This window comes from Mycolicibacterium sp. P4_G11 (assembly GCF_056555145.1).
The window spans coordinates 54,633-72,512 of sequence record NZ_JBFUJW010000009.1; the positions used below are offsets into that span (position 1 = coordinate 54,633).

A 17,880-nucleotide genomic window follows, 5' to 3' on the forward strand; every position below is an offset into this window, starting at 1 on the left:
TGTGATCCAGGTAATACGCCCAGCCTACGGCGCGCCGTCGTCTGGACCAACGGCCAGGTGGATAGCCGACTACCTACCCGATCGGGCAGGTAGTCGTCTGGCTGTGGTGCTGCGTTGAGGTGGCGTCAGAGCACGTGCGGTGCGATGAGGGTGGTGGCACCCAACACCACTGTCCCGATCAGGAATGCGACGACAGTAAAGCCCATCACCTGGCGGACATTCAGTTTCGCGATTGCCAGCAGCGGCAGCAGCCAGAACGGCTGGATCATGTTCGCGACGCCCTCGCCCACAGCGACTGCCATCGAGATCAACCCCAGATATGCCGGCGAATGCTGGCCGATCGCCAGTGCCGAGTCGACCGCGATCGGACCCTGCACAGCCCAGTGCCCGCCGCCGGACGGGACGAACAGGCTGATGATCAACGAGCCGATGAAGGTCAGGAACGGCAGCGTGTGCTCGGTCGCGCCGTTGACGACGGCTTCGGCCAGCAGCGTCTGCAGCGGCTTGTCGCCCTTCGCCGCTTGGTAACCGAGTAGGCCGACCAGGCCGCCGTACAGGGGGTACTGCAGGAGCAGCGGGCCGGACACCTTGGCGGCGCCGGTGAACGCCCGGATGAAACGGATCGGCGTGCGGTGCAGTAGCGCGCTGGTGATCGTGAACAACATGATCATCGAGGAGATGTTCAGGGCGAAACCGCTGAGCACGAAATATGCCATGCCCGCGGCGAACACGAGGACATTGAGAATCCAGAGGTTCTCCAGCCATTCGGCGAAAGTCTTGTTGCCTTCGGGTGGAGCCGGTGGCGGTACCTCGTCTTCGAAGACCGCGGGGTCGGGCGCGAGGCTCTGCGTCGGTGCCATGCGCCAGACGGCGAGCGCGAGGATCGCCAGTACGACGATCGCCGACAGCCAGCTGTAGGGCTGGAAGATGGTCTGGCTCAACGGAACAGTGATGCCGGTCAGTTTGTGGATCACGTTGATCGGGCTGCCGCTGTCGGTGTTCGCAAGCGCGATCGACGACGAAAGCCCTTGTGTCCAAACGATGAAGCCCATGAATGCCGCCGCGATCAGGTAGCCGAAATGCGCGTCGGTCATGCGTTTGGCGACCTGCCGGGCGACCAGAGCACCGGCCACCAGTCCGAGTCCCCAGTTCAGGAGGGACAGCACGGCGCTGACGCTGAAACAGAGGAGGGCGCCCTGGACCTGGTTGTTCGGCTTACTCGCGATGTGGACGATGGCTCGCTTGAGGACCGGCGCTTCGGCGAGCGTGTAGCCCGTCACCAGGATCAGGACCATCTGGAACGCGAACGTGAAGATGTTCTGCGATCCCCACACTCCGCCGTACCAGGCCTTGAGCATCCCACTGGGCGTGGCGCCCTGCACCAGGAACGCGACCAGGCCGGCGACGATCAGCGTCAAGATGACGGCGAATAGGTACGGGTCGGGCATCAGGCGTTCGACATAGCGGACACACAGTGCGGTGAAGGACTGCATGATGCCGCGACGTTCGGGCTTGGTCTTCGCCGCCGCACTTGCGCCGCTCGGGTCGTCGCTCATTCGATCTACCTCCGGAAACGCAGTTTTCCTCAATAGGGCGGGGTGGGAGGTCCTTTGCCGTTCCGACACGGCGAGGGATTGCTCCGCGGTGGTGCACTTTGCACATCAAATGTTGATATTTGGGATACGTGCACCTTTCGCCCAGTGCGCTCGTCCGCTGATCATCAGTGCCGACGTACTTGACACTCATAGCCGACGTGGCTCTGTTCAGGTCCGGCGATAACTCACCACGCAGTCCCACCTCAGGAGGTACACACGTGAGCACGTCATTTGAAGGAAAGGTCTGCGTCATCACCGGCGCCGGGTCGGGGATCGGCCGGGCGCTGGCCGTGCGTCTCGCCGCCAAGGGTGCGAAGCTCGCGATCTCGGATGTAGACGTCGACGGCCTCGCCGAAACTGAACGCCTGGTGCGGCAATTCGGTGTCGAGGTCAAGGCCGACCGGCTCAATGTCGCTGAGCGCGAGGCTTTTCTGCTGTATGCGGACGATGTCGCCGGCTACTTCGGCAAGGTCAACCAGGTATACAACAATGCGGGTATCGCGTTCACCGGCGACGTGGAGCACTCGGACTTCAAAGACATCGAGCGCATCATGGACGTCGATTTCTGGGGCGTCGTCAACGGCACGAAAGCGTTTCTGCCGCACCTGATCGCCTCCGGCGACGGCCACGTCATCAACGTCTCGTCTCTGTTCGGCCTCATTGCGATCCCCGGCCAGAGTGCCTACAACGCAGCGAAATTCGCCGTTCGTGGGTTCACCGAAGCGCTGCGTCAGGAGATGATCGTGGCGGGTCATCCCGTCGCCGTGACGTGTGTGCATCCCGGTGGTATCAAGACCAACATCGCGAACAACTCGACCGCGGGCGAGGGACGGGATGCGCAGCGGCTTGCCGAGGTCTTCAACAAGCGGCTCGCCCGGACGACCGCCGAGGCTGCGGCCAAGACCATCACCGACGGGGTCGAGACGAAGAAAGCGCGCGTGTTGATCGGTCCCGACGCGATCGCGCTGGACCTCATGGCGCGGGTCCTGGGTTCGGCCTACCAACGCCTCGTCGCTGCTGGGGCCGGCCGTCTGCTGAAGTAGGCGCAGCGGCGGAGCGAGTTCTTGACTCCTTCGTCACCCTGAGGCGGCTTTGGCGACCACGTAGTCGAATCCATAGCGGGACAGACGATTCCGGATCGCTCCAAGAATTCCATGGTTGGCGCCGTCGACCAATTCCAGGCATTGGGGGTCATGCTGCGGATACTCGGTTGCGCAGCACTCCAATGCGTTCGATGGTGACCTCGACCTCGTCGCCGGGCCGCAAGTAGCGCCCGGTGAAGAAGCCGGCCCCGCTCGGTGTGCCGGTGCAGATGACGTCGCCGGGGTGAAGCGTCTGGTGTTTCGAGAAGTGCGCGACCAACTCCGCGATCGAATAGATGAAGCTACTGGTTCGATCATCCTGTCGCACTTCGCCATTCACGCGCGTCTGCAGCCTCAAATCCGGGCCGTCCGAGAACTCGTCTGCTGTGACGAGACAGGGTCCGAGGGGCTTGAAAGTGTCGAAGCTTTTCGCCACTCCGATCGACGCGACGGGATCGCCTGCCATGGCGCGTCGTTGGATGTCGCGCGCTCCGAGGTCATTTGCGATGGTCAAACCGGCCACATAGTCCCATGCTCGATCAACCGGAACTGATGCTGCAGCCTGGCCCATGACGACGGCGAGCTCGCCTTCATAGTCGACTTCGTCTGGTGCGATGGCGGGCAACTTGATCTCGTCGGTCGGGCCGATGGTCGCCGATCCAGCGATGAGATGCATGTTTGGCTCGGTGGGCATGGCTATGTCGCCGCGACCCATGGCCGCGAAGGCCGCCAATGCCTCTTCGGCATGGCTCGGGTAGTTCAAGCCGACGATGAGGATCTTTCCGGGCCGGATGATCGGGGCCAAGAGCCTGGCTTCGGCCAGTTCGACCTCCTCGGTGACCGCTGCGCTTCGAGCGGCGTCCAGGCCGGGCCCCGACAACAGCTCGCCGAGGTCGCGGTAGGGGAGGTCGAGCAGCGCCAATGTGCCGACGTGATCCTCTCTGCCGATGCCACGGTCAGTTGCGTACAGCCGCATGGGTTCTCCTCAGTCCAGCCGAATCTCTTATCTAATAGTTAAGAGATTACTTGACGCGCAGTCAAGAGGCCTGGGTGGATCGGTATCATTCCCGCATGCCAAGGAACCGTCAGCAGATTCCGCGGGCCGAGCGCGAGGCGGCCATTCTTGAGCAGGCCGTGGAACTGTTCGCGGCCAATGGATATCGGGGGACGAGCGTGGCCGCGGTGGGGCGCGCTGCCGGTGTGGCCCCGGCCGCGGTGCATTGGTACTACCCGACCAAGGACGATCTGTTCGCCGCGGCGCTCACTTCCATCTTCGACTCTGTGCGCGAACGGGTCGAGGCTGATCGGAAGATCAACGGAGACCCCTACGCGGAACTGGTGGCATTGGTGTCGGACGCGCAGTCGTATCGCAGTCTGCATCGCGAGGCTTATGAGCGGATGGAAGAGTCGGAGGCGATCCGTGCCGCCTACGACCGCGTGCAGTCGTGGCTGGACGAGCGGCTCCTCGCTGCGATCGCCGAGCGTAACCCGGGCGTTGTCGACGCCGAACTGATCGCCGACATGGCGCATGTGTTGTTCGAGGGAATGCTGATCAGCAGTCGCCGCCTGGACCGCTCGGCCGGGGAATTGATCGGCCTCGTGTTCGAGTCGTTGGCCGCAGTTGCCGCGACGAAGCGCGGTCGGTAACCGGGCGCCAAGCCACTGTTTGCGCCGGCCCTTCGGGCCGGTCTCTTTGTGTTGCTTGGGAATTGGCGTAGGCGGCTCTCTTGACTTTCATTCAAGACAATGACTACCGTGTCTTGTATCACATTCAAGAGGGGTGTGTATTCCGCTACAACCAGGAGCTTTGTCGATGCCCTCACCAGAGAAACTCGCGCACGTGGTGCTGCGTACCGGTCGCGTCCAAGAGATGACCGATTGGTACGTACGGCTCCTCGGTGGCGAGGTCGCCTTCGCCACCCCCGGGATCGCGTTCATGACCTACGACGACGAGCACCACCGTCTCGCGTTCGTGGCGACGGGGGCCTCCGAACCGCCCGAGGACCGCCACACCGGTCTGCATCACATTGCATTCACGTTCGGCTCGATGCAGGCGCTCTTCGACAACTACGCCAGCCTCAAGAGTCAAGGCGTGCAACCATTTTGGTGTGTGAACCACGGGCCGACGCTGTCGATGTACTACCGCGACCCTGATGGCAACCAGATCGAGCTGCAGATCGACACCATGACAAACGAAGAAACGCAGGACTTCGTCACATCGGACGCGTTCGCGGCTAACCCGATTGGCATCACATTCGATCCTGAGGAGCTGATAGCACGCTTTGAGGCCGGTGAGCCGTTTGTCGAGCTCGTCAAGTGGCCGTGAGGGAGGGCAGTTCAATGACTTCTGTGGTCATCATCGGTGGCGGTCCGACGGGATTGGCAGCGGCGTATGTGTTGGGTCGCTATGGCGTGCGCACGATCGTGTGCGACCAGCACGACGGCGTCAACCCCCATCCGCGTGCCCATGTCATCAACACCAGATCAATGGAGCTACTTCGTAATTGGGGAATCGCTGATCACATCAGCGCCGAAGCAATCCACCTGCGCGACGGCATCAGCATCTTGTGGAAGCACACCGTTGCCGGCGAGGAATTCGGTCGAATCGAGTTGGCCGAGGCGCCCGCAGAGCATCTCGCCCGGCGGAAGAACGCCTCCCCGGTCGCCATGGCCTCATGTGCACAAGACCGGGTCCAGGAGCGCCTGCTCGATGCGGTGCGGAAGTCCGGTATGGCTGAAGTGCGATACCGCACAAAGGTTTTGAGTATTGAGGATCGTGGCGATGACGTCGTGATAGCGGTGGACGCAGATGGCCGGCGGGAAACGCTTACGGCCGCCTACCTCATCGACGCCGAGGGCGCCGGCGGGCGACTGCGCGACAGTATCGGCATCGGTGTCGAAGGCATCCCAGAGTTCGGGCAACAGCTCAACATCTACTTCCACGCTGACCTGTCGGAGTGGACAGACAAGAAATCTGAATTGCTGTTCTGGGCACTGAACACCGAATGCCCAGGTGTGTTCATCAGACTGGGCGCCAACCGATGGACATTTCACACGAGCTTCGATCCCGGAAAGTCTGCCGTCACCGATTACACACCCGACCGGTGCCGGGACCTCGTCCGCCAGGCGGTCGGCGTCTCCGATCTCGAGATCGAGGTGCGCTCCGTCGGCACGTGGGTACTTGGCGCGAGCACGGCTTGTCAGTATCGAAAGGGCCGGACATTTCTGGTTGGCGATGCCGCACACCAGTTTCCGCCTACCGGTGGCCTGGGCATGAACACCGGCCTCGTCGACGCCGACAACCTTGGCTGGAAGCTTGCGGCCGTTTTGCAGGGCTGGGCTCCGGAACGCTTGCTCGATACCTACGAATCGGAACGACGACCAGTGGCGTTGGCAAATGCCGAAAACAGTATTGCCAACGTGATCAAGATGGCGGATGCGGGGATCGGTCCGAATACTCTCGCTGTCGCAGCGAAACTGGAGAGTGACGATCCCGAAGTCGCTGCCGCAGAACGTCTCCGGCTGGCCGAAGCGGTGCCGCAACAACGCCCGCACTTCGACTACCTGGACCTTGAGCTCGGCTACGTCTACGGCGAGTCCGGTTCGGTGGACTCCGACCCGATCAGCGAACCGATCGTGGGCGGCCGGGTGCCGCATCGATGGGTGACCCTGGCCGGTGAACGGATCTCCACGCTGGACCTTGTCGGCGCTGGCTTCGTCCTTCTCGTCGGACCTGACGGCGCGGCGTGGCTGGACGGACTTTGCCGGGATGACGTCGCAATTCCCTTGCAGGCATTCGTCATTGGACGTGACTTGATGATCGACGGTGCTGCGCTGCCGGGGTTCGAGCAGGATCGTGCGGTTCTGGTTCGACCGGACGGCCATATCGCTTGGATCGGTGCCGGCCTGACCGGGGACCACGTCAGGGAAATCAACTTCGCGATAAGGCAGGCATGTTGTGCGGCCGATCTCGAAACGCAGTCGTAGTTTTCTGAGGAGTTTTCGTGCTTGACGTCGTTCCCACACTGTTGGACCGGTACACCACCGTAAGCGGCGAGGTTCACCTCACCGGCATCCAAGCCCTCGTGCGCCTGGTTCTGGACCAGCGGCGCGCCGATATCGCCGACGGAAGGTCAACTGCGGCCTTCATTTCCGGCTATGAGGGATCGCCGTTGGCCGGTTACGACACCGAGCTACTGCGGAATGCCGCGTTGCTCGACGAGCACGAGATCGTGTTCGTGCCCGCGGTCAATGAGGAGTTGGCGGCCACTGCGGTGCAGGGCACCCAACTGGCCGCAGTACAACCAGACAAGCGCGTGGGTGGAGTGGCGGCATTCTGGTACGGCAAATCGCCTGGGCTGGATCGGGCGGCAGACGCAATCCGGCACGCCAATCTCATGGGCACGCACCCCGAAGGCGGGGTACTGGCACTGGTGGGGGATGACCCGTCGGCGAAGTCGTCCAGTGTGCCGGGGGCCTCCGAACTGCTGCTGGCAGACCTCGGCCTACCGATCCTCTACCCGGCAGATCCCCAGCAAGCCTTGGATTTCGGCCGCCACGGTATTGCGATGTCACGATGCAGCGGACTGTGGGTGGCGATGAAGATCGTCACCAATGTCGCGGACGGCTCCTGCACGGTAGACATGGACCCGGAGCGGGTGCGGCCGGTCGTACCCGAGCTGGCGGTCAATGGGGTGGCGTATCGGCACACCGTCACGGCGCGGTTGGCCCAGCCCGCGCTCGGCGAGCTCGAGAGAAGTCGCGATGGCTCGCGACTGGAGATCGCGCGCAGGTACGCGGCTGCCAACGGCTTGAACCAGATCACTCGGCGGTCGGCGGACGATCGAATCGGCATCGTAGCGGCAGGAAAGTCCTATCTCGATCTCGCTCAGGCGATGCGAATGATGGGGGTCGAGAGCGGGGTGCGGGTGCTGCGTCTGGGGATGATTCACCCGATCGAGCCGAACATCGCCACCGAGTTCGCCTCGGGCCTCGACCACATCATCGTGGTCGAGGAGAAGCGGCCACTGATCGAGTTGGGCCTGAAGGACATCCTGTACGGGGTGACCGGCGCGCCGAAGATCTACGGCAAGCGAAATCCCGATGGATACAGCATGTTTCCCGCCGATGGTGAACTGGACCCGGAGGCTGTTGTCGAGCACCTGGCTCCGGTGCTCCAGCGCTTCGGCGTGCTTGCGGCGACAGAGGCACAACCGCGACGCCGTCGGTCACTGAACCTGCCGATCGTGAGCCGCACCCCGTACTTCTGTTCAGGCTGCCCACACAACATCTCGACGAAAATCCCCGATGGATCCACGGTGGGGGCCGGAATCGGTTGTCACGCACTTGTGACCCTGATGGATGAGCGCCAAGTGGGTGACGTCATCGGCATGACCCAGATGGGCGGTGAGGGCAGCCAGTGGATCGGCATGGCGCCGTTCCTGCAGCGCAACCATCTGATCCAGAACCTGGGGGACGGGACCTTCCACCATTCAGGGAGTCTGGCAATTCGGGCGGCGGTGGCAGCCGGCGTGAACATCACATACAAGTTGCTCTACAACTCTGCGGTGGCGATGACCGGCGGACAGCAGGCTGTGGGTGGCATGTCCGTCAGTCAGATCTGTGCGGCGATGCTCGCCGAGGGGGTAGCGCGAATCATCGTGACCACCGATGACGTGACGGCGTACCGCAAGGTCAAACTGCCTCGCGGCGTTGCCGTGTGGAGCCGCGACCGCCTCGACGAGGCCCAGCTGGCATTGGCGGATACGGCCGGCGTGACCTTGCTCATCCACGACCAAGAGTGCGCCACCGAACTTCGGCGAAAGCGTAAACGTGGACTTGCGCCGGAACCGGCCGAGCGCATCATGATCAACGAGCGGGTCTGTGAGGGCTGCGGCGACTGCGGGCAGAAGTCCAACTGCTTGTCGGTGCAACCCGTCGTTACCGAGTTCGGCCGCAAGACCCGCATCGACCAATCGTCGTGCAACAAGGACTTGTCGTGTCTGGAAGGCGATTGCCCATCCTTCATCACGGTCATTCCCGCTCCCAACGGGAGACCGCGACAACATGTTTCAACCGATTTCTGGTCCGAGTTGCCGGCGCCACCGACGTCGGACGCCGCGACCCATACGACGCGGATCACGGGTGTCGGTGGCACAGGTGTCGTGACGCTGGCACAGATTCTCAGTGCGGCTGCAACATTGGCGGGCTGGCGGGTGCGGACCCTTGATCAGACCGGATTGGCGCAAAAGGGTGGTGCGGTGGTCTCGGACATCAAGCTCACCCGAGTGCCGGTCGAGGAGGCCAGCAAGGCCGCCGAGGGGGAATGCGACCTCTACCTCGGCTGCGATCTCCTGGTGGCGGTGGACGACAAGTACTTGAGGGTTGTCGACCGGGTTCGCACCACCGCTGTGGTTTCGACGAGTGAGGTGCCGACCGGACAGATGGTCGTCGACCCGGCTGTGTCATTTCCGGATGCGGGTCCGTTGCGCGAGACGTTGCGAGATGCCGTGCGCGACAGCATCTTTCTTGATGCGCGAGCGGCGGCGACCCGCTTGTTCGGTACCGACCAGTACGCCAACCTCGTGTTGGCCGGCGCCGCGGTCCAGGCGGGTGCCCTGCCCTTGCCGCCCTCGGCGATCGAAGAGGCCATCAGCCTCAACGGCGCTGGGGTGCAGGCGAATATCGCTGCGTTCCGGTACGGCCGGTTGGCCGTGGCGGACCCCTCGGCCTTCGCGAAGGAGGCCGGTGCGGATGAAACGCCGAGCCCGAGCAGGTCTGCCGCGGTGCAGCAGTTGGTTCGTCAGGTGGGCGCCGAGCCCGGTGGAGAGCTGGAACGTCTGCTGGTCATCAGGATCGCCGATCTCATCGACTACCAAAGCCTGCGCTACGCGGGGGAGTACACCCGCTACGTGGCGAACGTCGTACGAGTGGAACAGGCGCGGATCCCGGGATCTGAGCAGCTGTCCGCTTCGGTCGCACGCGAACTGTACAAGTTGATGTCCTACAAGGACGAATACGAGGTCGCGCGGTTGTCGCTCGATCCGGCTGTCTCGGCAATGGTCGCCGCCGAGTTTGGCCCCGGCGCTCGTGTGGCTTATCGATTCCACCCGCCATTTCTTCGCGCGCTCGGCCTCAAGCGGAAGATCTCGTTGGGGCCATGGGTCCGTCCCGCTTTTCGAATCCTGGCTTCAGGTAAGAAATTACGGGGAACCAGGGCCGATCTGTTCGGGCTGGCGAGGGTGCGCCGGTGTGAGCGCGAGCTCATCACCGAGTATCGGGCAATGATCGATGAGGTGGTGAGTGGGCTGACCGACGCAAACCTGGCTTTGGCAATCGAGATCGCGGACCTGCCCGACATGATTCGTGGGTATGAGTCGATCAAGCTTGCCGGTGTGGACCGCTACCGGGAGGCTGCGGCAAGCTCGATGCGGCGGTACGACGAACTCGTCTCGGGCAGCCCGGCACGGCGTCATACAGCCGGCGGCTGATGCAAACCGAACGCCAACCCCTGGTCGTCGACACAGTTGGCGAATCGACCAAAGCCGGGTTCTTCTGGTGAGGGATCCGCGGCGCTGCCACCGAGCTCGCGCAATTTCGCGACCGCTTCGTCGATGTCATCGACCGCGAAGTAGGTGGCAAGTGTGCTCGTCTGCACACCGTCGTGGAGACCGCCACGGACAGTAGGCGTCTGGATGACGGCTTGATTGCCGTTGCCGAAGCTCTCGAAGGTCCAGCCCAAAAGCGTCCCGAAGAACAACTGGGCCTTCTTCGCGTCGGGTGCGCCGATCTCGATATGGGTTACTTCGCCGGTCATGCGGGTTGCCTCTCTTCGTCGTTGCGTCCGAGGCTACGAAACTGACTCACCGCCGCATTGGAGAAAAGTGACCTAGATGCCCTCCGGAGGCCACGCGGATCCGAGCCCACCGCCGGTTCCGTTGGCGGCTGAGACCGCGCCCGGTGTGCACTCGGCGAAGCCGGCAAAGTCGCGATGCATGTGCGCCTGATCGAAGTAGCCGCAGTCAGCAGCGACCCGTGCCGGTGCCAGACCGTTGCGGAGAAGCCTTGTGGCGCTTTCGAAACGAAAGAGGCGGGCCGCTACCTTCGGTGTCACGCCGAAGGCGCGGTGGAACGTGGCCGCGAAATGGCGTCGGCTCCACCCGATCTCCGCGGCGATTGACTCGACGCGAACCCGACCCTGAGTGCGTTCGATCATGTCCCAGGCCCAGCAGAGTCGCGGATCCACTGGTGAGTCGCCGCTCGGCTGAAAGTACCCGTCGATGATGTCGAAGGCGTCGGCCCAGTCCGGTGTCGTGGCCAGCCGGTCATGGATTTCCTCGGCTCGTCGGCCGATCAACTCGCCAAGGGGTACCACTCGTTCGCCGAGGTCACCCAACGCCGTCCCGAGGAAGCACGCAGCATCCTGCGCCGCGAGGCCGATCTCGACGCCGCGGAACGATCCATGCTGGTCGACAAACACCGGTTCGGCTCGCGGCCCGACGATGAACGCCCCGACGTGGGCCGCGCCGGTCGGAATTGATGTCGTCACCGTCATGGTCGCGTCGAAGACCATCACCACTCGAGCACACGGCGTGGCCCACTCCACGGTCCGCCGAGGCTGATCGAGTTGCTCGGCGAAACCGGCGTAGTACTGAGCCCGGGCACCCACCGATCGTGGCCGGCGCCAGGCGAGCTCCCAGCCGTCCCCGTGAGATGTGTGCACGTCCACAGCCCACACTGTGCCACCTAGCGACAGCCCGTGTCAGGGACACGGCTCCTCGAGTTCCCGAGCTCGGGCGGAGGCGTTCAGTCTTCGTTTGCTGCAAGGAAATTCGGATGACTTGCCACGAGGCCGTGTGATATCCGTTGGAACATGACTGATTTGACGCTGCGCGCTGTCAGCGACAGTGACGACTTCGATGCGTTCATGGCCGCGTCGTACGGGGTGTTCCTGCAGGACCCGCGGCAGGACGAGATCGACCTGATGCGCGCCTTCACCGAGTACGACCGCATGTTCGGCTTCCACGACGGCAGCCGTTGGGTTTCTACTGCCGGAGACTTCGGCAAGCAGGTGGTGCTGCCGGGCGGCGGGACCGCAGCGGTGGCCGCCGTCACCGCTGTCACGGTGTCGCCCAGCCACCGACGTCGTGGGCTGCTCACGGCGATGATGCGCCACCAGCTCGACGACATCCGATCACGGGGTACCGAGGCGCTGGCCATGCTGTTCGCATCGGAGGCATCCATCTACGGGCGCTTCGGCTACGGGATGGCTGTGCCGATTGCGGAGCTTTCCGGCAAGGTACGCGAACTGGGTTTCCGCCCGGACGTCCAGTTCGGCGACGGTTCGGTCACCCACGTCGACGCCGAGACATTGATGGCGAGCGCGCCGGAGATTCATCAGCGAGCCATGATGCAGCGGCCCGGCGTGATGGAGCGGCCGCGCCCGTGGTGGGACAACTGGATCCACGACAGCGAGGAAAGGCGCAAGGAGGCCAGCAAGATTCGCTTCCTCCTGCATCGCGAGGCCGACGGCATCGCCAGCGGATTCGCCATCTACCGGCCCAAGAACAGCTGGACGGACCGCGGCCAGCCCAACGGTGAACTCCAGGTCCAAGAAGTACTGGCCACCAATCATCGTGCGTACGCACGGATTTGGCGCTACCTCCTGGATATGGATTTGGTCAGGACCTTCGCTTACGACGGTGCTGCGGTCGATGAGCCGCTCCGCAGCTTGGTGGCCGACCAGCGTGCGCTGGCGTGCGAAGCGCGGGACGGCGTGTACGTCAGGCTGGTCGATGTGCCTCGCGCACTGACATTGCGCAGCTACGCCGCCCCTGTCGACGTGGTGCTGGATATCACCGACGAGTTCTGCCCGTGGAACGCCGGCCGATGGCATCTCCATGGCGGGCCCGACGGTGCCGAATGCGAAAGCACCACGGCGCCAGCCGATATCGCCGTCTCGGTGCGTGACCTCGGTGCCTGCTACCTCGGCGGGGTGAGTCTGCAGGCGCTGGCGAACGCGGGGTTCGTCGAAGAGTTCACTCCGGGGTCGGTGCATCGGACCGCGGTCGCGTTCGGCTGGCCCGTCGCCCCTGGGGTGCCCGACGACTTCTGAGGTTCATCTTCGGGTTCGGGCTTATAGCACTTGCTCAGCTGAAATGAAAGAGGCGAAAGCGCGTAGCCGGTCTTGTGATGCTCCGCTAGCTTGTCTTGGCAGGTGTTGCATGGTGTGCGGTTTGCGGAGGTGAATGCTCCAGTGGCGAAACGGTATTCGACTCTGTGGACCGACGATTTGGACGGTTCTGTGGCAGCGACGACGCTCGAGTTCTCCTTCGATGGGGTCGCTTATGCGATTGATCTGTCCGAGGCGAACGCACTGCGTATGCGTAGCTGTTTCGAGCCGTACATCCGGGCGGCGAGCAAGGCCAGCCGTTCCGGCGAACGAACGATCTCGCTCGTGGAACAGCCGCCGTTCGAAAGGCCGCAAACGCACGCCCGGCGAGCGCGTGAGTGGCTGCGGTTGAACGGCCATGAGGTCGGTAGCCGTGGGCGCCTTCCACAAGAATTGCTGCAGCGATATGAGTCGGCCCGTGACGGGGTGCAGCAGATGAGCGTCCAGGCCCGGCTCGGCTGATCCGCGGGTCTGTGGCTGAGCGGCAATCATCGATTGACGTATACCGATCGGTCTACTATGTTGACCTAGAGGTCACCAATCAGGTGGTCGGGTGCTTCGACTACGGAGACGGTCATGACGAATGCCAACCCGGACAAGACGTTGCGAAAGTTCCGCAGAGAACGGGCGATCGGCCGCTATCTGCTCAACCCCGCTGTGCAGGGGTTGAGCAGACTCGGCGTGCGCACCGCGTTGGCCACGGAACTGGAGACCATCGGTCGTAAGACCGGGCAGCTGCGTCGCGTCCCTGTTTCGGTGCAGTTCGACAACGAGGGCGCATGGGTGATCTGCCAGCACGGTACCCGGTCCGGTTGGGGCAGCAATATCGCGAACAATCCGAATATCCGTGTGCGGCAGGGAGATCGGTGGCGCAGCGGGGTCGCGGAATTCAGGCCGGACGACGACGTCGTCGCGCGCGCTCGGAAATTCGGCCGGGTTGGGGCCGGGGTGGTGAAGGCGCTGGAAACCACTCCGGTGTCAGTCCGGATCGACTTCACCGACTGAGCGGATTCGAACGCCGCTCCGGTCAGGCGGTGAGTCGGGGCGCCAAACGCACTGCGGGACGATCGGTTTCGGAAGCGCGCGGGTCCACCGTGGCCAGGGCCCGGCGCAGTACATCGATCTCGTCGGCCGCGACCTGCGTGACGAAGTGCACCAGCGCCGCGTGCCTGTCGCTCTGATCGGAAGCCTGGCCGAGCGCGTCGACCATGAGGCCCGCCACCAGCTGATCTCGGCTGTGTGATGCGACGTAGCGGTGTGCACGATCATGGCGCAGTTGCCGGACCACGCCCTTACCTGCGAGCCTGCGCAGCACCGTCATGACGGTCGTGTACGCGAGCTTGCGTTCCGCGCAGATGGCTTGATGGACCTCGCGAACGGTCTGCGGCGCGTCCGCGCCCCAGAGGTGATCCATCACCTCGCGTTCCAGATTGCCCAAGTGCCTCAGCCTGGTCATCTTCTGTCCCTCTCCGACGCCTCGGAGATCTAGTCGCACGAGAGCCGGCGGAGTTCCCGCGGATTTCCACATCTGGCATTCGAACAAAGTTTCGAATATCCTGATCTGGTGGGTTGGCACAACGGGCCGCCGAGCTGGGCGGAGATGCAGCGGGTGCTCGAGGGCAAGCCGCGGGTGGCTGGTGCATCCCCGGAATCGCCGGCCGACGGCGGCGACAGCCCGGCCTGGTCGCGCAAACGCGGTGACTATCAACCGGTGGACCGCCCGGCTCGGCCGGGAACGTCGGTGCCGTACGCCGAGTTGCACGCCCATTCCGCGTACAGCTTCCTCGATGGCGCCAGCACGCCGGAGGAACTGGTGGAGGAGGCCGTCCGGCTGGATCTGCGGGCCATCGCATTGACCGACCACGATGGGCTCTACGGCGTCGTGCGATTTGCCGAGGCCGCCAAGGAACTCGACATGGCAACGGTTTTCGGGGCTGAACTCTCGCTCAGCAACACTCCCCGCACCGAGTTGCCCGACCCACCCGGTCCGCATCTACTGGTCCTGGCACGCGGCCCCGAGGGGTACCGGCGGCTGTCCCGGGAATTGGCCCGGGCTCATCTGGCCGGCGGCGAGAAGGGGGTGCTCAGTTATGACCTGGACACCCTCACCGAGGCCGCCGGCGGGCATTGGCAGATCCTCACCGGCTGCCGTAAAGGCCATGTGCGCCAAGCCTTGTCGACGGGAGGGGCGGAGGCCGCGGACAAGGCGCTGGCTGATCTGGTGGCCCGGTTCGGCGCGGACCGGGTGACTGTCGAACTGACCCACCACGGGCACCCACTCGACGACGAACGCAATGCCACGTTGGCCGCGCTGGCGCCGCGGTTCGGCCTCGACGTCATCGCCTCGACCGCCGCGCATTTCGCCGCACCGTCGAGGGGGCAGCTGGCGATGGCGATGGGGGCGATCCGGGCCCGCAACTCGATGGACGAGGCCGAAGGCTGGCTGGCCCCGCTGGGCGGGTCGCACCTGCGGTCCGGGGCGGAGATGGCACGGCTGTTCGCCCACCACCCGGGTGCGGTCACGAGCGCTGCCGAGCTGGGGGAGCAGTGTGCATTCGAATTACGTTTGATCGCACCGAAACTGCCACCGTTCGACGTGCCGGAAGGGCACACCGAGATCAGTTGGCTGCGGGAGTTGGTGGCGGACGGGACGGCTCGTCGCTACGGCTGGAAGCCGGATGCAGAGCGGGAGAAGGCGTACCGGCAGATCGAGCATGAGCTCAAGATCATCGAGCAGCTGGAGTTCCCGGGCTACTTCCTGGTGGTGCACAGCATCACCGAGTTCTGCCGGGACAGCGACATCCTGTGCCAGGGCCGTGGGTCGGCGGCGAACTCGGCAGTCTGTTACGCCCTGGGAATCACCAATGTCGACCCGGTGGCCAACGAGCTGTTGTTCGAGCGGTTTCTGTCCCCGGCGCGCGATGGCCCGCCGGACATCGACATCGACATCGAATCGGACCTGCGCGAGAACGTCATCCAGTTCGTCTACCAGAAGTACGGCCGGGACTACGCCGCGCAGGTGGCCAACGTCATCACCTACCGCGGCCGCAGCTCGGTGCGGGACATGGCGCGGGCGCTCGGTTTTTCGCAGGGGCAACAGGATGCCTGGAGCAAGCAGATCAGCCGATGGAACGGGCTGGCCGAGTCCCCGGACGTCGAGGACATTCCCGAGGCGGTGATCGACCTGGCGCTGCAGATCAGGAATCTGCCGCGGCACATGGGAATTCACTCCGGCGGCATGGTGATCTGTGACCGCCCGATCGCCGATGTGTGCCCGGTGGAATGGGCGCGGATGGAGAACCGCAGTGTGCTGCAGTGGGATAAAGACGACTGTGCGGCAATCGGTTTGGTGAAGTTCGACCTGCTCGGGCTGGGCATGCTCTCGGCGTTGCACTACATGATCGATCTGGCCAGGGAGCAGAAGGATCTCGAGGTGGATCTGGCCAAGCTCGACCTGTCCGAGCCCGCGGTGTACGAGATGCTGCAGCGGGCCGACTCGGTCGGAGTGTTCCAGGTCGAGTCCCGGGCGCAGATGGCCACGCTGCCGCGGCTGAAGCCCAAGAAGTTCTACGACCTGGTGGTCGAGGTGGCGCTGATCCGTCCCGGCCCGATCCAGGGCGGCTCGGTGCACCCGTACATCCGGCGGCACAACGGACTGGAGGACGCGACCTGCGAGCACACGTCCATGGAAGCGGCACTGACCAGGACGCTGGGGGTGCCGCTGTTCCAGGAGCAGCTCATGCAACTGGCCGTCGACTGTGCCGGCTTCACCCCCGCCGAGGCTGATCAGCTGCGCCGGGCCATGGGGTCCAAACGCTCCACCGAACGGATGCGGCAACTGCGCGGTCGGTTCTACGACGGCATGCGGGAACTGCACGGCATCACCGGGCCGACGGCTGAGCGGATCTACGAAAAGCTGGAAGCCTTCGCCAATTTCGGCTTCCCGGAGAGTCACGCGCTGAGCTTCGCGTCGCTGGTGTTCTCCTCGTCATGGTTCAAGCTGCACCACCCCGCGGTGTTCTGTGCGGCATTGCTGCGGGCTCAGCCGATGGGCTTCTACTCGCCGCAGTCGCTGGTGGCCGACGCCCGCCGGCACGGGGTGCTGGTGCACGGGCCAGACGTCAACGCGAGCCTGGCGTATGCGACGTGCGAGAACCGCGGCACCGAGGTGCGGCTGGGGTTGGGGACGGTGCGGCATATCGGGGACGAGTTGGCACAGCGCATTGTCGACGACCGGAAAGCCAACGGGCCGTTCGCTTCTCTGCTCGACCTGACCGGTCGGGTGCAGCTGTCGGTGCCGCAGACCGAGGCGTTGGCCACCGCGGGGGCATTGGGCTGTTTCGGGATCACCCGCCGTGAGGGATTGTGGGCGGCCGGGGCGGCGGCCGCGGAACGGCCCGACCGGTTGCCGGGCATCGGGTCGGCCGGAGGCATCCCGGCGCTACCCGGCATGACGGAACTGGAACTGGCGGCCGCTGATGTGTGGGCCACGGGCATCTCGCCGGACAGCTATCCGACCCAGTTCCTGCGGGAGGACCTCGACGCACTGGACGTGGTGCCCGCCAACCGGCTGTTGGAGGTGCCCGACGGCACCCGCATCGTGGTGGCCGGCGCGGTGACGCACCGGCAGCGTCCGGCCACCGCGCAGGGGGTGACGTTCATCAACCTGGAGGACGAGACCGGCATGGTCAACGTGCTGTGCGCACCGGGGGTGTGGTCCCGGCACCGGAAACTGGCGCAGACCGCGCCGGCGCTGTTGGTGCGTGGCATCGTGCAGAACGCCAGCGGGGCGGTCACGGTGCTCGCGGACCGGATGGGCCGGCTCGATCTGCGGGTGACCGCCAAATCCCGGGACTTCCGATGATCGTCAATCTCGACGGCATGGGGCAGAGAAATCACCCTGATGAGTGGCCAGCGGCCAGACGTAGTGGGTAATTTTGCCCAGTTCATTGACATAATGCCTGATTTGTAAAAAGCTGGATCTATGGCGGCCGCAGGCTGTCACGTAGTCTTACCGAGACCGCCGGTACCG

Annotated in this window: 14 protein-coding genes; 9 read left to right on the forward strand and 5 right to left on the reverse strand. The window is 64.3% G+C overall.

The genetic code is table 11. The features are described from left to right. Nucleotides 1–125 precede the first annotated feature (125 nt). Nucleotides 126–1,493 (reverse strand): TIGR00366 family protein, encoded by a 1,368-nt coding sequence (locus AC1U2B_RS20090; RefSeq protein WP_480218329.1) that lies wholly within the window; start codon nt 1,491–1,493, stop codon nt 126–128. Nucleotides 1,494–1,813: 320 nt separating this feature from the next. Between AC1U2B_RS20090 and AC1U2B_RS20095 the strand changes: the two genes are divergently transcribed. Continuing rightward, nucleotides 1,814–2,638 carry an SDR family NAD(P)-dependent oxidoreductase gene (locus AC1U2B_RS20095; protein WP_480218168.1) on the forward strand — a complete coding sequence of 275 codons (825 nt, stop codon included), beginning with the start codon at nt 1,814–1,816 and terminating at the stop codon, nt 2,636–2,638. Nucleotides 2,639–2,786: 148 nt separating this feature from the next. On the opposite strand, the gene AC1U2B_RS20100 is transcribed toward AC1U2B_RS20095, so the two are convergent. Continuing rightward, nucleotides 2,787–3,653 (reverse strand): fumarylacetoacetate hydrolase family protein, encoded by an 867-nt coding sequence (locus AC1U2B_RS20100; RefSeq protein ID WP_480218169.1) that lies wholly within the window; start codon nt 3,651–3,653, stop codon nt 2,787–2,789. Nucleotides 3,654–3,748: 95 nt separating this feature from the next. Here AC1U2B_RS20100 and AC1U2B_RS20105 point away from each other — a divergent pair, with 95 nt between their 5' ends. The 4 genes from AC1U2B_RS20105 to AC1U2B_RS20120 all read left to right on the forward strand — a co-directional run bounded on the left by AC1U2B_RS20105 (nt 3,749) and on the right by AC1U2B_RS20120 (nt 10,167). After that, the gene (locus AC1U2B_RS20105; RefSeq protein WP_480218170.1) at nt 3,749–4,324 is read left to right on the forward strand and encodes a TetR/AcrR family transcriptional regulator; all 576 of its coding nucleotides are present in this window, start codon (nt 3,749–3,751) and stop codon (nt 4,322–4,324) included. A gap of 166 nt (nt 4,325–4,490) precedes the next feature. Continuing rightward, nucleotides 4,491–5,003: a VOC family protein gene (locus AC1U2B_RS20110; RefSeq protein ID WP_480218171.1), complete on the forward strand. Its 513-nt coding sequence runs from the start codon at nt 4,491–4,493 to the stop codon at nt 5,001–5,003. Nucleotides 5,004–5,017: 14 nt separating this feature from the next. Then, nucleotides 5,018–6,664: an FAD-dependent oxidoreductase gene (locus AC1U2B_RS20115; RefSeq protein ID WP_480218172.1), complete on the forward strand. Its 1,647-nt coding sequence runs from the start codon at nt 5,018–5,020 to the stop codon at nt 6,662–6,664. 17 nt (nt 6,665–6,681) lie between these two features. Continuing rightward, a complete protein-coding gene (locus AC1U2B_RS20120) occupies nt 6,682–10,167 on the forward strand; it encodes an indolepyruvate ferredoxin oxidoreductase family protein (protein WP_480218173.1) in 3,486 nt (1,161 codons plus the stop codon). On the opposite strand, the gene AC1U2B_RS20125 is transcribed toward AC1U2B_RS20120, so the two are convergent. Both AC1U2B_RS20125 and AC1U2B_RS20130 read right to left on the reverse strand, forming a co-directional pair. Beyond that, a complete protein-coding gene (locus AC1U2B_RS20125) occupies nt 10,149–10,493 on the reverse strand; it encodes a VOC family protein (protein WP_480218174.1) in 345 nt (114 codons plus the stop codon). The two genes, AC1U2B_RS20120 and AC1U2B_RS20125, sit on opposite strands and share 19 nt — an antisense overlap. Nucleotides 10,494–10,565: 72 nt before the next feature. Continuing rightward, on the reverse strand, nt 10,566–11,405 hold the full coding sequence (locus tag AC1U2B_RS20130) for an AraC family transcriptional regulator (protein WP_480218175.1): 840 nt from the start codon (nt 11,403–11,405) through the stop codon (nt 10,566–10,568). Nucleotides 11,406–11,549: 144 nt separating this feature from the next. On the opposite strand from AC1U2B_RS20130, the gene AC1U2B_RS20135 reads away from it, so the two are divergent. The 3 genes from AC1U2B_RS20135 (at nt 11,550) to AC1U2B_RS20145 (ending at nt 13,853) form a co-directional block, all read left to right on the forward strand. Next, nucleotides 11,550–12,791, forward strand: coding sequence for a GNAT family N-acetyltransferase (locus tag AC1U2B_RS20135; RefSeq protein ID WP_480218176.1), 1,242 nt, complete (start codon nt 11,550–11,552; stop codon nt 12,789–12,791). Between the two features lie 141 nt (nt 12,792–12,932). Further along, the gene (locus AC1U2B_RS20140; protein WP_480218177.1) at nt 12,933–13,310 is read left to right on the forward strand and encodes a histone-like nucleoid-structuring protein Lsr2; all 378 of its coding nucleotides are present in this window, start codon (nt 12,933–12,935) and stop codon (nt 13,308–13,310) included. A 114-nt stretch (nt 13,311–13,424) separates the two neighbouring features. Next, a complete protein-coding gene (locus AC1U2B_RS20145) occupies nt 13,425–13,853 on the forward strand; it encodes a nitroreductase/quinone reductase family protein (protein ID WP_480218178.1) in 429 nt (142 codons plus the stop codon). A gap of 22 nt (nt 13,854–13,875) precedes the next feature. On the opposite strand, the gene AC1U2B_RS20150 is transcribed toward AC1U2B_RS20145, so the two are convergent. Further along, nucleotides 13,876–14,304, reverse strand: coding sequence for a BlaI/MecI/CopY family transcriptional regulator (locus AC1U2B_RS20150; protein ID WP_260971309.1), 429 nt, complete (start codon nt 14,302–14,304; stop codon nt 13,876–13,878). A gap of 108 nt (nt 14,305–14,412) precedes the next feature. Between AC1U2B_RS20150 and AC1U2B_RS20155 the strand changes: the two genes are divergently transcribed. Then, nucleotides 14,413–17,712 (forward strand): error-prone DNA polymerase, encoded by a 3,300-nt coding sequence (locus AC1U2B_RS20155; RefSeq protein ID WP_480218179.1) that lies wholly within the window; start codon nt 14,413–14,415, stop codon nt 17,710–17,712. The last annotated feature ends 168 nt before the right edge of the window (nt 17,713–17,880 follow it).